The organism is Parabacteroides sp. AF18-52 (assembly GCF_003479145.1).
GTDB classification, from domain to species: Bacteria; Bacteroidota; Bacteroidia; order Bacteroidales; family Tannerellaceae; genus Parabacteroides; species Parabacteroides faecis.
Genome location: NZ_QUGR01000014.1, coordinates 76,220 through 98,336, shown reverse-complemented (window position 1 = coordinate 98,336; position 22,117 = coordinate 76,220). Strand labels below are relative to the sequence as shown.

Here is a 22,117-nt window from a genome sequence, read left to right as displayed (position 1 = left end):
CCCCGGGGTTTGTTTTTGTCTGTCTTCGCTCTTCACAGAGATCGAACAGAAGAACTTTATTTCATTACTTTAGTATTAATACCGACCGCTTGTTCGCCTGTCGCAGGATACTTGCCATGGAGGTGGGTGAACCCCACCTCTACGACACGCAGTCAATTTAAATTTATTGATTATAAATAATTTCTTATTTTACGATAGCAGGTACTGCTGCTTCACCTTCAACCGTTACATAAACTACACCTGCAGGAACTGCAATTGTAGCTTCGCTTGAAGTAATTACCGTGTTAATCACTACCTGACCAAGTACGTTGTTGATAACAACCTTCTTGCCTTCAGCACCCTTAACTGTTACTGTTCCGTTACCGCCGATTACAGCAATTGTAGAAGTTGTGATATCTTCGTTGGCAACAGATGAACCTTCTGAAGATTCTACATTGTAGATATCAGCAGATGAAGCATCGAAGTTTTCAAAGTTGTCTTTTACAATTACAGGAACACCGTTCTGAACTTTCAACCAACCGCCTTCAGTCATAGGACGAGCATTACCAGCAAAAGCATTGTCATTCATCCATGATTCAGATTCGATCAAGAAATCTTGAGCTTCATCATCATTGATCAAACGGAATTCAAACTTAGCAGCATTATGCTTGTTTTCAGCAATAGTAACCTGTTTGCCATCAACAAACAATTTAGTATAGTTACCTGTACCCGGCATAGTACCTTCTTCTTTCACAACATACCCTTTCAGGAATGCCAGACGAGTATACTTGTTCTCCCAGTTATACTTGTTATATTTAGCATCGATCTTCAAGTTAACCAAGAAGTTACCAAAGAGTGTATCAGGAGTTACATGGGTATGATCGCAAGACAAAGAATCAGCTAATGAAGTATGATCTTCACCACACCATTTAACAGAGCCTTTCTGTTCCGTTACATTACGAGCAATAAAGTACTGAGGCATCAATACACCTGTTTCTGTTGTCGGTATTACTGTCATTTCAGCCAAAGCATCGGCGTTATCGCCCTTACCTTCCACTGCCAACAAATTCAATTCAGCAGCTTCAGAAGCATACAGATATTCTTTATCAGTTGAACGTGTACGATAGAACTTCAAGATATTCTTTTCACCCAGTTCTTCTTTAGTAAATTCACGATAGTAACGAGTTGAATCAACGACTAAAGCAAATGCAGAAGTACGTGTTTCAGCAGTAATATCTTCAGCTTTGATCAAACCTGTTGCATCAACCACACCGGCTTTCTTATCCCAAGCAGCATTAATCAAAGCATAATAGTGAGTACCATCCACATCATTCACTTCTTTCAAATAGAAGTTAGTTGCAGAAGCGGCATTGGATACTACCATCATTTCTGTTCCATCTACATTTGTGATCTGTACATATTTGTTATGTTGATTCAACTTATTCGGATTATAAAGGCTGATCTGATACAAACCGCGTTCCAGAGAATTACCATAACCATATTCTTTGTTATCTCCAATTCTGTGCAATCTGAATTTATCTTCAGAGTCAGCAGATACAACTAAAACAGAATCATTATTGATAGTTTTATTACCAACTTCAACATTCAATCCGGAAGAAATATTCAGATAACCCAGTGTAAAGAGAGCTCTCGGATCTCCTGTTGCTGTGCGGTAATAACCTTCTTCACTTTCAGGAGCAACACTCAATACGAATGTATCATTTTTCTCTTCAACAGAACCCTGATAGATATACTGGCTGATTGTTACATAATATTTACCGTCTTTTTCTTCTACAGTATAAGCACCCAGGTTCAGTTTTTCACCTGTTTCCATATTGTAAATATTCGGATAACCACCGAAGTCTGTCGGGGTAGCTTCTACATACCATTTAGCAGCCGGAAGATGAGCAAAATCCATCTTACCCTGATCTGCCGGAGTCACTTTCGTCAATGAATAATTATCGACATCCAACATCAAACGGGCACCGTTTTCCTGAGTGTTTGCTTTTACAATATCCAGATAGTACAAACCTGCAGGAACATTAATAACATTTACAGGACCAGCTAAGCTCAAACCGATACGGTCATTGATTGTAAGTTGAAGTGCATTCGGACGTTTGATATATTCAGAGCTACCAACTGTTACTTCACGATGGTTGCCCAGAACAGCTACTTTCACTAAATTTTGTTCAAAGCCCGGAGCGTAAGAAGCCTTGTAACGGATCTCACTGTCTGCACGGTCTTTCCAATAAGTTGTTGTAACGTCTTTCTGGTTGTAACCGTCAGCTTCGATACGTAAAGAGTCCTGAGTCGGGAAATACAAGAAACGGAAGTTGAAACGACCATTAATATCACGAGCAGCAAGCGGTGCATTCGGATTTTCAAATTTCTTATATTCTCTTGTATTGAATGTCAAGTGGTTTTGACCAGCCACTTCATCTGACAGATAAGCAGTATCGACCATCAAGTATTGACCGTTATCAGCTTTCAGAGATAACCAATACGGAGTTTTAACAGCATTCAAATTAGCATAAACTGCATACAATCCCTGGGCAGTACGGGCAGCTTTAGCGGCAGCTCTATCAGCAAGGGCCCATTTATGCATGTGATAAATAACATCACCCTTGTCGAATTCAAGATCCTGGCTTAAGGCTAGAATTCTATCTATCGAAGTAGTACAAGATTTTCTCAGGGTAGCTTCCTCATTTTCTTCCTTTTCAATTGTAGCCACCAGTTCAGATTTCTGTTCTTCTAAACGGTTTTGTAATGCTAAGAGATCTTTATCCAGTTCGTCAGAATGGATAATGTTATTTTTTACAGTAATATATGCAGTACGCGCCTTACTCTCTGTAGTCTTAGCAGCTTCTAAGGCTTCCTCTGCATCAGCTTTTTTTGTTTCCAGTTCGGCTACTTTGTTCTCAGCCTCCTGTAGTACTTGTTTGTTCTCAGCCAACGCTGCATCGGCCTGAGTTAAGGCTTCATCCACTACATCTGTAATATAATTAGCCGTTACCGTTTTACATACTGTCTGATTAAGCGTCCAAGCATCAGCACCAGCATTATCAGCTATCACTTTTGCGTACAATTCTTTCGCAAAGGACATGAACAACTCTTTATCAGATTCAGACTCTATAGTAGCAGCAGCAAAAATCGTATTCCAAGCTTTTGAATCGTCAAGATATTCTTTATTGAAAAGATCGAATGTCAGAGCTTTTATATCTGCATTATCAGCATCTTGTAACCCTTTGAATGCATCTGCTAATTTTTTCTTTTGCTCAGCAACACTTTGTTCAGTTGATGCTGCTTGCACATCAGTTGTTACTTCAAGCACTTTACCTTTAGCGGTCATTAACTCAGCTTCGTAGTTACTTACAACTTCTTCTGCATCACTCAGTGCATCTTCCGCATGTACTAAATCACGAAGTAATTTTTCTATTTTTTGTTTCTCCGCATCACTGATCTTTGCATTATTCTTAATACTTTCTTCAATAGACTGCAACCTCTTGGTAAGGTCTTTCAAGTCATATTGATGTCCACGTAAAGAAACACTAACAGTCTGTAATTGTTTTACCAGATCATTATAGTTTGCTTGTTCATCTTTCAGCATCTTCGCTGTTACAGCATAATCCTCTTTCTGATCATTTAATGCTTCCAAAGCAGCGTCTACCAGTTTTACCTTAGCCTCGTAAACAGCATAAGCTTTTTCATAAGCTTCATAGGCATCAGCCACTTCACCATAAGACAATGTACCCGGCTTCGGATCGACAGCTTCATATTCTTGTTCTACCCATTTGTTAGGCATACCATCGGAGACACCTTTTGCAAATGCGAAAGCTACTTTATCATCAGCCTGAGTCTGAAGTTTACTGTTCAAATCATACTTGCTTAACCATACCGGGCCAGCTACTACCGGTTTGATTCTGAAAAAATCGACTCTTTCCTGAACATCTTTTGTTGCATACTTGACAGCAGCCACTTTACCAGAACCATCTGATGCAGGAAGCAAAGTCATGATAGAGTCTGCATGAATATATGTTTCCGGAGTTCTTGCGATTGTCAGGTTTTCACCAGCTTCATCAAGCATCCATGTCCATGAAACATCCTTTCCGCCTAAATGGGAAGCAGTCCGCGCTCCACCTTTATAATCCTGCGCCTTTGCAGGATCGAAAGACAAAGTAAGGTGATGAGCCAGGTTTCTGAAAATAAAAGCAGTTCTGGATTTGTCTACATTAGAATCTTTTTCTACAGTCCAAAGAGATTCTCCAATATTAGCCTGAAAATAAGGAACAAAGGCCAATTCATAGTGGAAACCGCCGCCTTGCAGATCTTTTACTTTCTGCATAACCAGCACATTATAACCATCAGACAATTGATAAGCTCTACCATCAGTAACTTTAGATACAGCCTCTAAAGAAGGAGCCGTAGCTTTAGTATACACAGTCTGAGTCTGAGCATAACTTGTTCCAACAGTTGTTGCCAGCAGCATACTGGCGACCAAAGTAGAAAACTTTTTGTTCATAATCTTTAATTTAATATTAATAATAGTGTTACTTAAAAAGCCTTTTAACCTTAGATCAGGAACGCTTCTGAGAGTGAATGACTAGATTAAACGTTCCTTTTTTCTCGCCATTTTTTAGGGTACATTTAGTCTTGGTAATAAGAAGTACTAGATTTGTACTCTAATTGCTATCCAATTGATAAGAAAGAGGATAGGATTGAAAAAAAATTATGGGAAAGAATTGTATGTTTAAAACTTATATTTAACTTTGCTGGCGAGAAAAAAGGAACCTTTCTTTTAGTCACTACTTATACTTCGTAATTTACTATTATTCTTTATATTAAATACAATTTCACTACTTATTCATATTATATAATAATGTACAAGCGTACATCTTTAACTCACTCATTATCAAGAGTGCTTTTATCCAGTTTTCAAAAGCGAATGTTAAAAGCTGCTATTTAGCCTGTTTGCATGGAGAAATACAGGCATTTTCACTCACAAAAAAGGCCATCGTTCGAAACGACAGCCTTCATTCATTATTTCTAGAGGTATCTACAAATTGTTGATTTCAGCTTCAGAAAGCCCGGTACATTCGGCAATCAACTTGGTGGGAGTACCAATCAATAATCACTCAATAAAGCGATAAAAGTATCTATACCTATTAATTCTACTTTTGGAAAGTCTATATTCTTCAAAATATCAAAATGATGATCTTGACTAACAATATAAGAAGCATTCGCTGCAATAGCACAATCAACAAACTTATTGTCATCAACATCTGATTGAATTAGATTGAAACGGAAGTGAGCATCTAATTTCAATGTATTTTTACGAGTTATAATTGCCTTAATAATGTTCTGTGCAATATCACTCCCCATCTTTGAAGAAAGAATCTCCTCGTATTCATTCAGTATCTCATTGGTATAACACAATGTATACTTTTCCGCAAAGAAATCTTTCCACACCTTATAATAGTTGCCTCTCTTAGACAACGAGATCAACAGACAGTTCGTATCTAAAACAACTCTATTCATTGTTTTGTCTTATAAGGCGTACGCATATGTTCATGTTTCCATTCTTCTATCACAGTATTGTTGACCTGTCCGCTATCCCATAGCTTATCAATTTCCTTTTCTGCTTTCTGTGCAAAATAACTCGATAACATATCTTTTATTTCATTTAGCGTATCCTCACTTTCAACATATGCCATCAAATCCAGTATCTGTAACTGGGCAGCATTAAAAACCGTTCTCTCCATAATGCCTCCTTTTTTATTACTTAACTACAAATATAACAGTTTTTTGTTTGAATATGATGTAGGATAATAAATATTCAGCCCCGGTTATCAGAATTTACTTACAGACTACCAGGGCTAAATATTTACTAGATGATGTATTACAACTTATGTATCACCTTCATCAACTGTTCTCCCAAACCAATGGTATATCCCTGAGAGACGAACACAACACGGTTGAAAGTATCTGCAATGATAAAGATAGGGAGCTGGCTGGCATTTGCCAGTTTCATGGCCGATGCAATCTCCTTCTGGATATGGTTGTCAGCATCAATACCGTAAGTGATCGTGCTAGGCAGATCGCCGAACTCTTTCGGATCGAAGTTCTGGTAACCCTTTTCGTCCGGGAACAGAAGTACCATACTGCGGCCCCATTCTTCCAGGTCTTTCTTCACAGCTGCTATGTCGCGCATAGCGTGGTTGGTCGGTTCCTGACGGGCACCCAGGATAGCGACAACGAAATAACCACGGCCTGTCGTTGCCAGTACGCTGGTTTCTTCGCCGTTATCGGCACGTTTGAACTTGTTTTCCGAATTGAAATTACCGATCACCTGTACTTCGTCAGTGTTTTCACGCATTTCCAGTTTTGTGGGGGTCGTCTTGTCAGGTTCCACATTAAAGAAAGAAACTTCAGCCAATACGCTGCCGTTAGCCATACGGGTTCCGGTAACCATCATATAGTTACCTTCGTCCATGCTCAACGGAGTCTTCAACATGCTGCTCCAGGTGTCGCCTACACCCATATCCACATTGCCGCGGCGTTCAAAGTTCAGGGTCTGCAACTTAGCATCCGGTAATATCTTAGCGATAGTGAAATGGCTGTAATATTTCGGATCCTGCAATGCTTTGATCGGAGCATAGGAAGCAACAACCTTACCCTGTTTAGCCGTCGTCTGAACAGCAGCTTCAAAATCCACGTCCATCCAGTTGCCGTCTTTCCAATATTGCACCTTACGGGCAACCGGTTCGATACGTGCGGGGATACCCAGACTACGGGCAACGGCTACAAAGAAGATATCACGCGATCCGGTATCAGCCACACGCGATTTGAATACACCCATCGGCATAATCGGGATGCGCTGTGAATTGAGTTCGTTCTTGATGGTGATATTCTTCTTCACCCAATCTACCAATGCCATCGGATCATTGATAGCCTTATCCGATAAATCCTTATCGATATTCTCTGCAAAGAATTTCTTATACGGAGTCAGGAACTCATTCTGAACACGAGGATTCATGACATAACGTACATAGATATCTCCAAATTCTTCTTTTTCTTTTGGAGGCATATAATCGGTAAGAATAGCAACCGTATTGTTCAAATGATCCGATAAAACAGAGGCAGGAGTATCTCTCAGGTCTTTTGCAGAAATCACATCCAACAAGGCCATTGCTCTCCCATAATTTTTATTCTCACGCAGGAACTTCTCGATTTCCATCCAATTACCACGGCTACCGATCATAAAATCAGATGTCTTCAACGGATCGATACCCAGCTCTTTTGCCAATGCTTCGGCCTTTTCTTCCGTATAGAAAGTGGCAACGTATTTATTACGGATCGCATCCTCTTTCAACAAACGGGCTGCATTCGCTTCCTTTTGTTCAGGAGTTACTTCGACAGCGATAGAACCTTCAACCGGAGGAATAACATCGAGGGCTACAGCTCCGATGGCATCACCTGGCTTCTTATCCAGCTTGATGGTTGCATCGCCTTTACCGAAGGAGACTTTATCGAAACCGAATTTGCCGTCTTTGGTTGCCCATACGAACATATCCCCTTTACCGGCTGTCAAGAATGTCTTTCCTTCGGCATCTGTTTTCTTATTGGCAACAGTATAAAACTCGGCATAATTGTAGATTTTGAATTCCACATCGGCACCGGATACCGGCTTACCTTCCTCATCCACTACAGTAACAATCGCTTTACCTGTCGGAGCATAGTTGTCGATCACATTGATCTCTGTATAACCGTCTGTTTCAAGCATAACTTCTTCCGGACCATGATACTTACCGAATACTTTCGTATGCATCAACATACCACGATAAGCCGGACCGTTAAACCATCCCAGGTTCAGAACCGGTTCCGGTTCGCAAGCACCCAGGAAATACCATTTACCATTTACCCAGGCTTCTACCCAGGCATGGTTGTCATCGGTATGTGCCCAGCGGGGAGTATATACCTGGCGGGCAGGGATGCCTACCGAGCGAAGTGCTGCCACCGTAAAAGTCGATTCCTCACCACAACGTCCGTAAGCAGTCTTTACAGAAGCCAGCGGAGAACTTGTACGGGCATCCGACGGTGTATAAATTACTTTTTCATGACACCAGTGGTTCACTTCCAGCACGGCATCATATAATGACAAGCCTTTCACACGATCTTTCAGTTCATCGAAAAAGACCATACGGCTTTCATCCAGGTTCTCGTTGTTCACGCGGATAGGCAGAACGAAATGGCGAAAGATCTCCTCAGGAATGCTGTCGCCCCAGGGCATTTCTTCTTTTGCCTTGAAAGAACTGCGGATATTATCCAGATAAAGTTTTCCATCATAATCGGTGATGTCGCCTATCGGCATATAGGCATACAGAAATGTAAGTGCCTCTTTTTCTTCCGGCGTCATTTGTTGATTGAAAACTGTGAACAGATCTCCGTCAGGCAAAGCCGCCTGTTTGGCCTGGAAATCTTTCTCCACTTCAGCTCTGAATGCATCGTCAGAGATGAAATGCTGCTGTTTGTTACATGCCGTCCCTATCAGGAGGATGAACAATAGTGCGAATAATTGTGTTTTATGCATAGTGTTAATTTTATCCCGACAAATATACGTAATATATTCATTAGTCAGTATATGAGCCATATATTTCGGCATTCATTCCATTGTAGTTTCAGATTTTTTTTGTTATTTTGAGGGATAATTGAGTAAACCGTTTCCGCTTATGTTCCATGATTTAGAACTCTTACACAATGCGGAGGGAATCTTGTTGATTGCTTCCGTCATTCTTTTTTTCAGTATTTTCGCCGGTAAGGCAGGTTATCGTTTCGGACTTCCCGCATTGTTGCTGTTTCTGGGAGTCGGTATGTTATTCGGTAGCGACGGGCTGGGAATCCAGTTCAGTAATCCAAATATTGCGCAGTTCATCGGTATGCTAGCGTTGAGTATCATCCTGTTCTCAGGTGGTATGGACACGAAGATATCCGAGGTAAAACCCATTGCGTCGCAAGGGGTCATTCTGGCAACAGTCGGTGTACTGGCAACTACGTTCATTACGGGGGGATTCATTTATTATCTGTCCAAACTCGTGACCGGTTATGAAACGCTCACACTCCCCGAGTCCCTGCTGATGGCTGCCGTTATGTCGTCAACCGATTCGGCCTCCGTATTCTCCATCCTGCGAAGCAAGGGAGTCTACCTGAAAGAGCGTCTCCGACCAACCTTGGAGTTGGAAAGTGGTAGTAACGACCCGATGGCGTATATGCTTACCCTATTGTTGATCGCTTATATCCAGACAGCCGGCATGAATCTGGCCGATGCTGCCTTGTCGTTGGTGATCCAATTGTCGGTAGGTGCCATAGCTGGATTCTTATTCGGAAAACTGGCCGTAATCATTATCAATAAAATTGACATCGATAATGAGTCGCTGTATCCGATCCTGTTGCTGGCAACAGCCTTCTTTACTTTCGCCGCTACCTCGCTCTGCAAGGGGAACGGTTACCTGGCTGTATATATCGCTGGCCTGGTAGTCGGAAATGCGAAGATCGTACACAAGAAGAGTATCGGTACTTTCTTCGACGGTTTTGCCTGGTTATGGCAAATCGTGATGTTCCTTACGCTGGGATTACTTGTCAATCCGCACGAACTGTTGCCGGTAGCTCCCATCGGTCTGACGGTCGGTATCTTTATGATCATTTTCGCCCGTCCGATCAGTGTTTTCCTCTGCCTGCTCCCATATAAGAACTTCTCTTTCAAAGGGAAACTGTATATTTCGTGGGTAGGGCTTCGAGGAGCCGTACCGATTATCTTCGCCACCTATCCGCTGATTGCAGGAGTAGAGCATGCCGGGCTGATATTCAACGTGGTATTCTTTATCACGATCTTGTCACTGCTGATACAGGGCACAACAGTAACACAGGCTGCCAAATGGCTGGATATGATAGATGAACCGGAACGAAAGGATGTATTCGGTATCGAACTGCCGGAAGGTATCAAGAGCGCGATGAGCGAGATCGATGTAACTCCCGAAGTACTTACGCATGGGAATAAACTGATGGAACTCACCCTGCCCGACCATACGCTGGCGGTAATGGTCATGCGTGACGGACGTTATTTCATACCTAAAGGGAATACGGTCCTGATGGAGAATGATAAGCTACTGATGATTTCCGATAATGACGAAGCACTGCTTCAGGCTTATGAGGCGCTGGGAATTACAGATTACACGCTGAAGAAGAATTAAAAGGATAAGGGGTGTGTTAAAGCTAGTTATATAACAAAGCAATAACACACCCCTTGCTCCCTTCTAGAAGGGAAAGTTTACTACTGGATTTCGATAGACATATCAGACTTTATATTTTCTGCAGAGGTAGCCAAATGTAAGACAAAAGTACCCGGTTCTACAACGAATTGTTTCTGTGCTTCGCTATAAAAAGCCAAAGAACTTACCGGGATATCTATTTCTACCTGTTTACTTTCACCTGCTTTCAAAAAAACTTTCCTGAAACCTTTCAGTTCTTTTACCGGACGCATGACTGAACATTCCGGATCGCTTACGTAGAGTTGGGCAACTTCGGCACCATCTCTTTTTCCGGTATTCGTCAATGTGAAAGTGGCTTTGATCGTTTCCCCCTGGCCATACGTTTTCTTGTCGGTAGCCAGATTTCCAAAAGAGAAGTCAGTATAAGACAGACCATAGCCGAACGGATAGACCACCGGTAACCGTTTCGTGTCATACCAGCGATAACCTACCAGGATATCTTCTTCATATTTTACTTTCAGATCTCTTCCGGGGAAATTACCTAAAGCCATATCCGGAGATTGTTCCAGTGTAACAGGGGTGGTAAAAGGCATTTTGCCACTGGGATTCACCTTCCCGGTAATGGCATCCACCAAGGCATTTCCACCTTCCATTCCGTTATACCATCCCCAAAGGATTGCCGGGGCACAGATATCCAAAGCAGCCATATTCACCGGCGAACCAGCAACGATCACCACGATCGTTCTGGGATTGGCTTTGATCACTTCCTGGATCAATTGCACCTGACCGTAAGGCAGTTCCATATATTGCCGGTCTGCCGATTCCGTATCATAATCATGGTTTAACCCTCCGACAACGATCGCCACATCGCTGTTGCGGGCTGCGTCGACTGCTTCCTTCAATAACTTCTCGTTTACCTGATTTCCATCGGTAAAACTGCCGGCATTCTGCCCGTTATTACTTCCTTCGATAAAAGTGGATAGTTTTTCATATCCCTGTGCAAAATTGACTTTCACACGGTCACCCAGTTTCATACGGATTGCTTCCAGCGGAGTGACTTCATACAAAGACTTGATCTCGGAACTCAGTCCACCATCCGAATGCCGACGGGTAGCATTATCGCCGATCACAGCAATGCTTTTCACCGACGAGATATCCAACGGCAGCAAGTTTTCTTTATTCTTTAATAACACAATCGCTTCGGCAGCGGCCTGATAAGCTGCTTGCTGATGCTCCGGTGTATTGATAGAACCTTGGTTAAAGCGTTTCTTCGGGTCCAGTACTTTCGTTTTGATCATGACACGGAGTACATTACTTACTTTTTCATCCACCAGGCTTTCAGCCACTTCACCCTTCTTTACCGCCTCCATCAGAGGATTGGCAAAATACCAGTCATCATAATTTTCTATATTGGTTCCCATTTCCAGATCCAGACCGGCAATAGCAGATTTTACCGTACTGTGGGCAGCCCCCCAATCGGTCACATACACTCCTTTAAAACCCCATTCATCACGAAGGATGTCGCGTGCCAGATATTTGTTTTCTGCACACCAATCCCCTTTATATTTGTTATAGGCGGCCATCACGGTCAGGGCACCGCCTTCCTGTACTGCCGCTTTGAATGCAGGCAGATAGATTTCACGGAGGGCACGTTCGCTACATTCCACCTCGACAGTGGTACGGTTCGTTTCCTGGTTGTTCAAAGCGAAATGTTTCACGCTACACGCTACATCACGGCTTTGCAATCCCTGAATATACCGGACGGCCAGTACAGAGTTCAGATAGGGATCCTCACTCATATACTCAAAATTACGTCCGCACAACGGGCTACGGATAATATTCACTCCAGGACCCAGCAACACGTCTTTTTTACGCCAACGGGCTTCTTCACCCAGTACTTCCCCACGGTAATAGGCAAGCTCCGGATTCCAGGCAGCCGCAAAAGCCGTACCTGTCGGAAAATAGGTCGACGAATCGGTAGTCCAGTTGGCATATCCCCAGTCATGCCGGTTAATCTCTGCACGGACCCCATGAGGACCGTCGCTCAGGCTCCATTCCGGAATACCTAAACGCTTGATTTCCGAGACATAAAACTTGGAGTTACCATGTAACAAACTAACTTTTTCTTCCAGTGTCATCCGACGAATCAGCTTCTCGATCTGTTTTTCTATCTGCTGATCCTCTTTATTTATAGGCTGTGTACCCGATACCCCAGTGGTCATACAAAAGGAAAGCACAGCCATAGTCATTAATTTCTTCATGTTTTCTTATTTATTCAACTTCTATTTCAGTGACAGCATCCGGTAATCCGGCGGCTGTTGCTTTTACACGGATACCCCCTTTTTTGCCTGTGTTTTGAACAACGACAAGCGCTTTTCCGTAAAACGCATTCCTCTCCGGTTTTTTCAGGCTGTTGGGATCATTCTGATCACCGTTGTCCGTTCCGGCAATAAACCCGTCTCCTTCCACCGAGAAACGAATCAGGTTATCGGCACGGGGAACCAGGTTACCAGCTTTGTCCCTCACTTCAACGGTTATAAAAGAGAGATCCGTACCATCTGCCTGAATAACCCGACGGTCAGGGAGCAATGCTAGCTCGGCAGCCTCGCCTGCAGTATGGATTTCCTGTGCCAGCACTTCTTTTCCGGCTTTACGTGATACGGCTTTCAGCGTACCCGGTGTAAATGGAACACGCCAGGATACATGGTAGGTACTGTCATTCTTACCTTTCGTGCCGAGACTCTTACCATTCAGGAATAGTTCCACCTCATCCGCCTGGTTGTAATAGGCCCAGACATCTACTTCTTCACCCTCTTTCCAGTTCCAATGCGGGAATAGATGCAGGGTCGGCTGGTCGGTCCATTCACTCCGGTACATATAATACACGTCTTTCGGGAATCCTGCCAGGTCGACGACTCCAAAGAAACTGCTGCGACTCGGCCACCAGTAAGGTGTCGGCTCACCCAGGTAATCAAAACCAGTCCAAATAAACATTCCGGAAGCATACGGCAAACGTTTTACCTCGTGCCAGGTTACTTCATGGGTCGATCCCCAGGGAACATGGCAGTTGTCGTAAGAAGAACAAAGGTGTTCAGGACGATCGAAAGGCTTGTCCCATGATTCGGGCCAGATATACATTTCGTCGGATGGCATCTGGTAATAACCGCGTGTCATCAAAGCCGATGTAGATTCACTGACGATCAGCTTCTTACCCGGATAGACCTGTGGGAAAGGGGCATAGTCTTTCTCATGGTAGTTGAAACCATACACATCGAGTGCACCGGAACGGAACAGATGGTTGGCCGGATCTACACCGTTATTTCCGGCAGTTACCGGACGGGTAGTATCCAACTTTCTGACAATATCAGCCAAAGCGATCGTGATCAACGACTGGACACTCATTGTGCTATCCTCCAGCAAAGCCGGATCTATCTTATGACCGGCATTCAGGATCAGGTTCGCTTCCTGCAGGCTCAGTGTATCGGCATCCGCATGCGACCATTGTTCAAGTACCTCATTTCCGATACTCCACATGAAAACGGAGGCATGGTTACGGTCACGCTTGATCTGGTCGGTCAGGTCCCGTTCATGCCATTCGTCAAAGTATTGTGCATAATCGTAAGGCGATTTTCGTTTTCTCCACATATCGAACGACTCATCCTGTACCAGCAGTCCCATCCGGTCGCATAGTTCCAGTAATTCGGGAGCCGGAGGATTATGGCTGGTACGGATCGCATTGACACCCATATCTTTCATTATCTGCAACTGACGCTCGATCGCACGTTTATTAACGGCCGTACCCAGGCATCCCAGGTCATGATGCAGACAAACACCCAACACCTTTGTCGGTTCTCCGTTCAGATAAAAACCGGTTGCCTCATCCCACCGGAAAGTACGGATACCGAAGGTTGTTTCATATCGGTCGGTCAGTTGATTTCCGGATCTTACTTCAGTTACAGCAGTATATAATGCGGGATTTTTTATTCCCCATAATTCAGGGGCTTTTACCTCAAGAGTCTGTTTAATAATATCGCTACCGTTCTCCGGTAGTTCGACCGGAAGAGAGGTCTGTGCAATAACTTTTCCGGAAGGGGCTTTAATGATTGTCATCAACTCGGCAGTAACTGCAGCTGCATAAGTATTCTTCAATGTCGTTTCAATCACTACCGTCGCCCTCTCCTGTGCGACATCCGGAGTTGTAATATTCGTTCCGTACTGATCCACATGAACCTGACCGGTTTTAACCAACCAGACATTCCGGTAGATACCTGATCCCGAATACCAGCGTGAGTTAGGTTGCTGCGAGTTGTCAGCCTGTACAACCAGTACATTCTCCTCCTGACCGTATTTCAGATAAGGAGTCATATCATAACGGAACGAGATATATCCGTTCGGACGGAATCCCAGCAGATGACCGTTCAGCCATACCTTACTGCAACGGTAAACACCGTCGAAGTCGATATAGACCTGCTTTCCCCGGTCACTTTCCGGTATCTTGAAATGCTTCCTGTACCAGCCCATACCACCGGGCAAGGCTCCGCCCCCGGGTGTCGCCGGATTCTCTTTGGAGAAATCTGCTTCGATGCTCCAGTCATGCGGAAGGTTCAGTTGCCTCCAGCCGGTATCGTCGGCATCCGGAGCGGAAAGATCCGCCTGGTTGTCTGTCAACGAGAATAGCCAGTCGTTGTTAAAGGAGGTTCTCTCACGTCCCTGCCGGTCGGCCGAACAGGCCGCCAACAAGAGACTAAAGAATACAATTGCTAATTGTTTCATACATGTTAGTTTATCAGGGTAACGAAATGGTTAACTGTTCGCCTTTATATACAGCAGAGACTTCCTTTCCCGCCGGATATTCAGGTGTAACAAAGATAACTTTTATATTCCGTTCCATAGCCATTTCAGGGAAAGAACCGGAACGGGTTCCGATAGTCAGTTCCTTTCCTGATTCTTTATAAGAAAGCGGAATCGTACTGTATTCACCTTTTTCATAGGCATAAGTCACCCCATTATCCTCATATAAGGAGAAAGAGGCATCGGCACCGATATACACGTAGACCGTCAGGTCCTTTTGTTCTTCGGCAGTCGACTGGATCAATTTACCTGCAGGGATAATGGAGCCGCCGCGTACAAATAACGGCATTTGTTCATACGGAGCAGCTACAGTGCGGGAAGTTCCTCCGGTCATACTTTTACCGGTATAGTAATCGTACCAAACTCCGGCAGGGAAATAGACCTCCCGGTCCCGTTTCTTGTACTGATGAACCGGACAAGCCATAAAGGCCGGACCGAACATAAACTGGTCATCAATAGTATAGGTATTCTTATCTTCCGCATAATCCATCACCAGGGCACGCATGATCGTATAGTCATTGAAATAGGTCATACCTGCCAGGCTATAGATATAAGGCATCAGGCGATATCGTAATTCGGTATAATATTTCATTGACTTGTAGGTAGGCGTTCCTTCCGGTGCGACATTATAGATTTCCCGGCACGGATACTGACCATGGCTACGGAACAACGGGCAGAATGCACCGAACTGATACCAACGGGTATTCAATTCGCGCCATTCGTTCAGGTCTTCGCTTCCTTCTTCCGCGTGCTCATAACGTTTCTCCACACAGAATCCGCCGATATCCATCGTCCAGTAAGGGACACCCGACATCGCAAAGTTCAAACCGGCACTTATCTGAGCTTTCATATCTTCCCAACGGGTACCGATATCACCGCTCCAGGTAGCTGTCGAATACCGCTGCTGTCCGGCAAAACCGGAACGGGTTAACAGGAAAACACGGTTATCCGGGTTTACGCCACGCTGTCCGTCATAGATTGCCTCCGCATTCATCAGGGCATAGGCATTGAAATATTTGGTAGAAGGGCCCAGATAAGTCGGTCCGCACAACTTCTTCCGGTAATTCATATCCGTATTGTCCTGTACATTCGGTTCGGAGGCATCCATCCACCAGGCATCGACACCCAGGCTGTAGAGATGTTCATTCATCTGATTCCAGAACAATTTACGTGCTTCCGGATTGTAGGCGTCATAGAATGAGCCGATATATCCCGGATAGATCCAGTCGCGGATGCTGTCTTTAATCGCTTGCTGATACATAGCTCCCAGTTGGTCCAGTTCCTTGTAATGCTCTGTCGTCATATAAAATTTAGGCCATACGGAGATCATGAAACGGGCATCCTTCTCGTGTATCTCCCTGATCATTCCGGCAGGGTCCGGGAAACGTTCCTTGTCGAATTCATGGCTTCCCCAGGCATCTACCGGCCAATAACTCCAGTCCTGAACGATCACATCCAATGGGACCTGGCGTTTCCGGTATTCATTCAATGCGGTCAGCAATTCATCCTGTGTTTTATAACGCTCACGGCTTAACCAATACCCCATGGCCCATTTAGGCATCACCTGGCTTTTTCCGGTTACGGAACGATATCCACTGATCACCTCATCCATATTTTTACCGTTGATAAAGTAATAGTCGATCTGATCACCCATCTCGCTCCAGAATGCCAAACGGTTCTGTTCGGCCTCGGGTAACGGACTCAGCACCTTCAATCCCAAATAAGAGACACCACCATCCGGAAGCCATTCGACCCGGATCGGATAACGCTTTCCTTTTTCCAGACGAACTTTGGTTTTATAATCGTTCGGGTTCCAGGCAGTACGCCAGCGTTCGGCGACCACTTCTTTCCCATCGATAAAGACTTTCGTATATCCGGCATAATGTAGTTTGAAATGATGTACACCACTTTCTGTTGGTTCTATCTCTCCTTCCCAGGTGGCATAAGCCTCATTGGAAGGAAATTTCTCCGGGAAATTCTTGATCGTTACCAGATCTTCATAATTGATTTTGTCCTCTTTTCGGATCAAAGGTTGTACCGAAGAGGTCCGATCCTTATAATAAGTAGCGGTCAATGCACCGGCCTGCCCTTCCTTATCATACAGTTTAAAGACATCGCCCAGTTCTGCATAGGGGCGTTTATCCCCGAAACGGCTCAGGGAATAGTTATGCCAGAGTATTCCATACCCTTTGGTGGAAACGATAAAAGGAACGCTTACTTTCGTATTGTACTGGAACAGTTCTTCGTTTTTTCCTTTATAATTGAACTCATCGCTCTGATGTTGTCCCAGACCATACAATCCTTCCTCTTCGTCATTTTCAAAAACCTGACGGAACGAATAACCATTGGTTCCTTCCACCCGTACCGGGGTGAATTCTTTCCCACCTCCATTCTGTTCACGGAGGATCAGGTTCCCTGCCTTATCCGTGAACCAAACTTCGCCTGTTCTCTGTAATAGACGAGCCTGTAAGGTAGCTGTTCCAAGCGTGATGGTATCCCCGTTCCGGGTGATCTCAAAAGCAGGGACAGGTAACTGGTGCGTGTCTTTGATCAGATTTACACTTTCTTCAAATATGCCTGTTGGCGATGCCATCACCCGGATTACATCGTCGGTAATCACTTCCAGTTTAACGGCTTTTGTCTCGCCGGAAGTAATAGGGACGATTATTCCATTCTCTGTCTGCCGGACAGCATCCGAATGGCAGGCAGAGAACAACAGCGTTCCGAAGGTAAGACATACAATCGCTTGTTTCATATTCTATCTTATTAGTCTGTCACTTTAAATTTCACTTTTCCTTCCAGGCCGTCGGCTTTCACCTGATGCCCTTTTACAGAGACTGTCAACGGATGAAGCTGATTGTCTGACGGCAGGCAAACCAGTCCGGTTGCTTCGGTTGCATCGGAAGCATAGACTTTCAGTTCGAGCTGGCTCCAATCCATCTCATCTGTATTTTGTGCCAGTTTGATATGTGGCAATACGGAACCGTCACGAACCAGGATCACAGCAGGTATTGTTCCTGTCTGAATAGTATGCCAACCTCCGGCATACGTTTTTCCGGTCTGGTAATCGATCCATTTACCTTCCGGCAGATAGACATCGCGTTCGGAACCGCTTTCCATCATCGGGGCGACCAACATCTGGCTACCGAACAAGTATTCATCTTCAACCAGCCATGCACCGGCATCATGCGGGTATTCCACAAAGAGAGCACGCATCATCGGAAGACCTTTCTCCGTACATTCTTTTGCCTGTGCATAGACATACGGCATCAGTTTATATTTCAATTCCGCATTCTGACGGAAAGTTTTCAGGAATCCTTCATTATACAACCAGGGTTCTGTAGGAGGTGCACCGTGTGCACGGGTGTGAGAGCATAGGAACCCCATCGGCAACCAGCGGCGATAGAGTTCCTCCGGAGTAGATGTTACAAAGCCTCCGATATCATGGCTCCAGAAAGAGAATCCGCTCAAACCGAAGGACAGACCGCCACGCAATGTTCCCAACATACCCATATCTGTATTCTCGGCATCACCGCCCCAATGCAACGGGTAACGCTGTGAGCCTGCCCAGGCACTACGCGCCCAGATAATATTTTCGCCATGTACGTCCTTGATAATATCGGCAACAGCCTTATTATATCTCAACGGATAAAGATTATGCTCATAAAACCCGCTTTTACCGGAAGCATAAATGCCATTGAACGGAGCGGCTTCACCGAAATCGACCTTGATAGCGCCTACCCCCATCTTAATCAGGTTGGCCAGTTTGTCCTGGTACCACTTAACCGTATTCGGATTGGAGAAATCCAATACAACATCTTCATAAGGAAGTTCTCCTTTACCATTCTTCACATACAGGTCCTTTTCAATCAGCTCGCTAAAGAAACGATTCTTCGGCGTAAAATAAGGCAACTGCCACAAACAAGTATGGAAGCCTTTCTTTTTCAGATCATCCAACATCAGTTGCGGATCGGAGAAGCGGTTCGGAGCAAACTGGTAATCGCACTGCCAGTCAGTTTCAAACCAGCCGGTATCAAAGTGAATCACATCGGAGGGGATCTTATGCTTACGCAGGTTTTCTGCTACGTCGTATCCGTCTTTTTGTGAGAAATAAGTGATGCGGCTCATCCAGGTTCCGAACGACCACAGAGGCGGCATTCCCGGCTTACCCACAATCTCCGTATATTCATTCAGAATATCTTTCGGTTCTCCGAAGAAAACGAAAAAGTCCATTGTCTCATCACCCATGAATAGCTTATTGACATTGATATTGGTCGCACCAAAGTCGCAGGTCACCGGGGCGGAGGTATGCATGAACATACCATAGCCACGGTTACTCATAAAGAAGGGAATGGGTTTATATTGCTGGTCGGTTTCAGGTCCTTGGGGGTCGGTTACAAACAGGTGTACTTTCTGTCCCACTTTATTCAGAGGGCCGAAAGACTCACCGCAACCGAAAATCTTTTCGTTCGGAGCCAGAGAGAATACTGGATTAATGCTCCGGCTGTTATCCGATCCGCGTTTGATAAAATTGAACGGGACAATCTTAGCCTGGGTCGAGTCGTTATCATGCAATGTACGGGTCTGCGTCATAATCTTGCCATTCGCATCACGCAAAACGATACGCCAGGGGTTCTTTTCGATGGTTATACTGCCGTTGGCATTTGCATATGTCACGGCATTCCCCGTTTCTGTTCCCTTCCAGGAGCTGTCTTTGCCTGGTTCTTTGGCAAGCATCAGGGAGGTTTCATCCTTCGGTTCCACCGGTGTCGTTAGCATCCGGACACGGACCGTACGGGGAGAGACAAAGTCGATAGAGAATCTTAATTCGGGATCATTTACATAAGCTGTAAAGGGGAAATCCTGCATTTTCAGGGGTACAGGCAATACTGTATTTGTATTGAACGCCTGGCGGCTTTCCAGCGTGTACCGTTTCCATCGAACGGTACCGCTGGCTTTTGCTACATCAAATGATGACAATTCATCTGCAAAGAAAAAGATGTTGGTGAAATCACCGAAATCGGTGCTCATATCTTTCGCCTGGTTCATCAGATACTGTGAACCCGAATTAATCTGAAGCTGTGCCTGTGACTGCGAAGGTAATCCACCCAAAGCAGCCAAAGTTAATGACAGAAATAATTTCTTATTTTTCATAATCTATCTATTTTTAATATTTGAATACACGGTACGAATGAGGCATAAGCGTCAGGCGGAACCTTTTGGACGAAGTTTCTTCACTCACCGGAACCACAACGGAATCGTCAACAATATCAGTCAGTTGCTTTACTCCCTCATCTGTGATCACCCGGATCGTGACAGGCTCATCATTGAATGATTCCACAATGAATGTCCCGTTATCATAAAGAAACAGGCTCACTTTGGACGGAGCCTCGATACGCACAGGCAGATCCTGGCTCATCACCCGGCGGAATATATTCAGTACGCCTTCGGGAAGATCGTATAGATTTCCCATATCGTCCGGAATAGTGATCACGTACAAACTACCTTTCGAATAAAGAGCCCGAAGCAACATCGGATATCCACTGACACCTCCTTTGAGAGGACGCCCGGCACTTGCCAGCTCCCAGGCGTCGTTTGTCTGGTAACGAACCTGAGGAATCAACAGGTCACGACCGGATTTACCCAAAGACCCGAAATCATTCACCAATGCTTTCAGATCTGAACAACGCAATTCAGCAATCTCGGCAATTTGTTCCGGTATAGCTTTCAACAGGTTACTGGTAATCACTATATCTCCGCCTTTCTGTAACTGGGCCTTCATCTTTGGAAGCAGCACCGGATCATATTTAGCCTGTTCAGTCAACAAAACGACTTGCTGATCTGTCGGAAATTCGGGATACATATCCATCGGCAGGCCGATCATTCCCAGATAATTCGGAAGAAAGTCATCCCCCAGCGAATGATAAGGTTTGTAAGACTTGATCCCGACCGGCTTCCCGAGCTTATGGACAAACTTATCTATTTGTTCGAAAGTCACACCGGCTGCACGGGCAATCGTAGTTGGCTGCACCTGTTGTCCGTCGGCTGATCTGACCGGCTTCATCATGTCATCGTAACTGAAACTGGTTCCTTGTCCCTGCCAGGGAGTACAGTGCTCCGGTCTGATCTTTACATCCAGCAGTTGGTTATAGGCAAAAAGGATCATTTCAGGAGCTTTGGCGAACATGGTCAGCCAAAGTTGTTCAGCATACCGGTCCATTCCCAGCTCGGAACCACCGGCATCCACCCAACCACCTCCGTTATGACCGGGGCGCAGATTCTCATAATACCGAACCACGTTATAGCTCAGGTAATTTTGCAAATGCTGTGCATTACCCGGATCACGGGTTTCCGTTCCGGTCCATACACCGTCAAACAACCGGGGACCGTTCTTCAGATCGAATCCCAATCCCTGGAAATGATCGTACCAGTTCGGATATTTGATAATCACCTTTACATTCGGATTAACTTTCTTTGCCGGTTGCAGAACCAACGTCTGACCGGCTTCAGTCATCAATTTAGTGCGGTAATCACTCCAGCTCTGACTGCCTTTGGCCTTGATTTCTATATCCGATTTACAGCTGGTAAAGAAAAAATCATCCAGGATAAAGTCATCGAAATGTCTGGCTGTATGTTCGGCTATCTCCTGTACCATCTTCCGATGTTCGGGATCGGAATAACAGAAGGTTTCAAAGTTATTCGCTTCATTGATCGTATAGGTGATGCCGCCACCCACTTCGATTCCCCGATCGAGGAAGTACTTCTTTGCCTGTTCCAGAGTTTCATCGGGAACGATCAACAGGTCACGGTGCGTCTCCAAATAGATTTTATCGACCTTTACCTGTTGAGAGATTATATTCCAGGGGAATCCAGCCACGCAAGATCTTTCATCTTCTCTACCTCATATGCGCGGGTATAAACCGAGACTTTGAAACTCCGGTAATTACCGGCAAAAATGGAAGAGGAGATCAGCAATGCTGACAGAAGATAATATATTCGTTTCATATTCATTGAAATAAATGCGT

At 44.7% G+C, this 22,117-nt stretch carries 11 protein-coding genes; 1 reads left to right on the top strand and 10 read right to left on the bottom strand.

Annotated features, from left to right (window positions below; all coding sequences use genetic code 11):
• Positions 1–184: 184 nt before the first annotated feature.
• The 4 genes from DWX23_RS19370 to DWX23_RS19355 form a co-directional block, all read right to left on the bottom strand.
• Entirely contained in the window at positions 185–4,498 is a 4,314-nt protein-coding gene (locus DWX23_RS19370; RefSeq protein WP_122375663.1) for a DUF6383 domain-containing protein, read from the bottom strand.
• Positions 4,499–5,100: 602 nt separating this feature from the next.
• Positions 5,101–5,514 carry a putative toxin-antitoxin system toxin component, PIN family gene (locus DWX23_RS19365; RefSeq protein WP_122375662.1) on the bottom strand — a complete coding sequence of 138 codons (414 nt, stop codon included), beginning with the start codon at positions 5,512–5,514 and terminating at the stop codon, positions 5,101–5,103.
• A complete protein-coding gene (locus DWX23_RS19360; protein ID WP_122353157.1) occupies positions 5,511–5,738 on the bottom strand; it encodes a hypothetical protein in 228 nt (75 codons plus the stop codon). Before DWX23_RS19360 ends, DWX23_RS19365 begins: the two co-directional genes overlap by 4 nt.
• A 137-nt stretch (positions 5,739–5,875) precedes the next feature.
• Positions 5,876–8,566 (bottom strand): transglutaminase domain-containing protein, encoded by a 2,691-nt coding sequence (locus tag DWX23_RS19355; RefSeq protein WP_199673343.1) that lies wholly within the window; start codon positions 8,564–8,566, stop codon positions 5,876–5,878.
• A gap of 139 nt (positions 8,567–8,705) precedes the next feature.
• Here DWX23_RS19355 and DWX23_RS19350 point away from each other — a divergent pair, with 139 nt between their 5' ends.
• Positions 8,706–10,223 (top strand): potassium/proton antiporter, encoded by a 1,518-nt coding sequence (locus DWX23_RS19350; protein ID WP_122375661.1) that lies wholly within the window; start codon positions 8,706–8,708, stop codon positions 10,221–10,223.
• An 80-nt stretch (positions 10,224–10,303) separates the two neighbouring features.
• Here the strand turns inward: DWX23_RS19350 and DWX23_RS19345 are convergent, their stop codons facing one another.
• Genes DWX23_RS19345 through DWX23_RS25205 form a run of 6 tightly spaced genes read right to left on the bottom strand, consistent with a single transcriptional unit; the run spans position 10,304 to position 22,097 of the window.
• Positions 10,304–12,502 (bottom strand): glycoside hydrolase family 3 C-terminal domain-containing protein, encoded by a 2,199-nt coding sequence (locus DWX23_RS19345; RefSeq protein WP_122375660.1) that lies wholly within the window; start codon positions 12,500–12,502, stop codon positions 10,304–10,306.
• Between the two features lie 10 nt (positions 12,503–12,512).
• Positions 12,513–15,014: a sugar-binding domain-containing protein gene (locus DWX23_RS19340; RefSeq protein WP_122375659.1), complete on the bottom strand. Its 2,502-nt coding sequence runs from the start codon at positions 15,012–15,014 to the stop codon at positions 12,513–12,515.
• A 13-nt stretch (positions 15,015–15,027) separates the two neighbouring features.
• A complete protein-coding gene (locus tag DWX23_RS19335) occupies positions 15,028–17,847 on the bottom strand; it encodes a TIM-barrel domain-containing protein (RefSeq protein ID WP_122375658.1) in 2,820 nt (939 codons plus the stop codon).
• A gap of 11 nt (positions 17,848–17,858) precedes the next feature.
• Complete coding sequence (locus DWX23_RS19330; RefSeq protein ID WP_122375657.1) at positions 17,859–20,246, bottom strand: alpha-xylosidase; 2,388 nt, start codon at positions 20,244–20,246, stop codon at positions 17,859–17,861.
• Between the two features lie 13 nt (positions 20,247–20,259).
• Positions 20,260–21,969, bottom strand: a complete 1,710-nt coding sequence (locus DWX23_RS19325; RefSeq protein WP_233587687.1) for a hypothetical protein — start codon at positions 21,967–21,969, stop codon at positions 20,260–20,262.
• On the bottom strand, positions 21,945–22,097 hold the full coding sequence (locus tag DWX23_RS25205) for a hypothetical protein (RefSeq protein ID WP_233587685.1): 153 nt from the start codon (positions 22,095–22,097) through the stop codon (positions 21,945–21,947). The genes DWX23_RS19325 and DWX23_RS25205 overlap by 25 nt, the downstream gene beginning before the upstream one ends.
• Positions 22,098–22,117 lie beyond the last annotated feature (20 nt).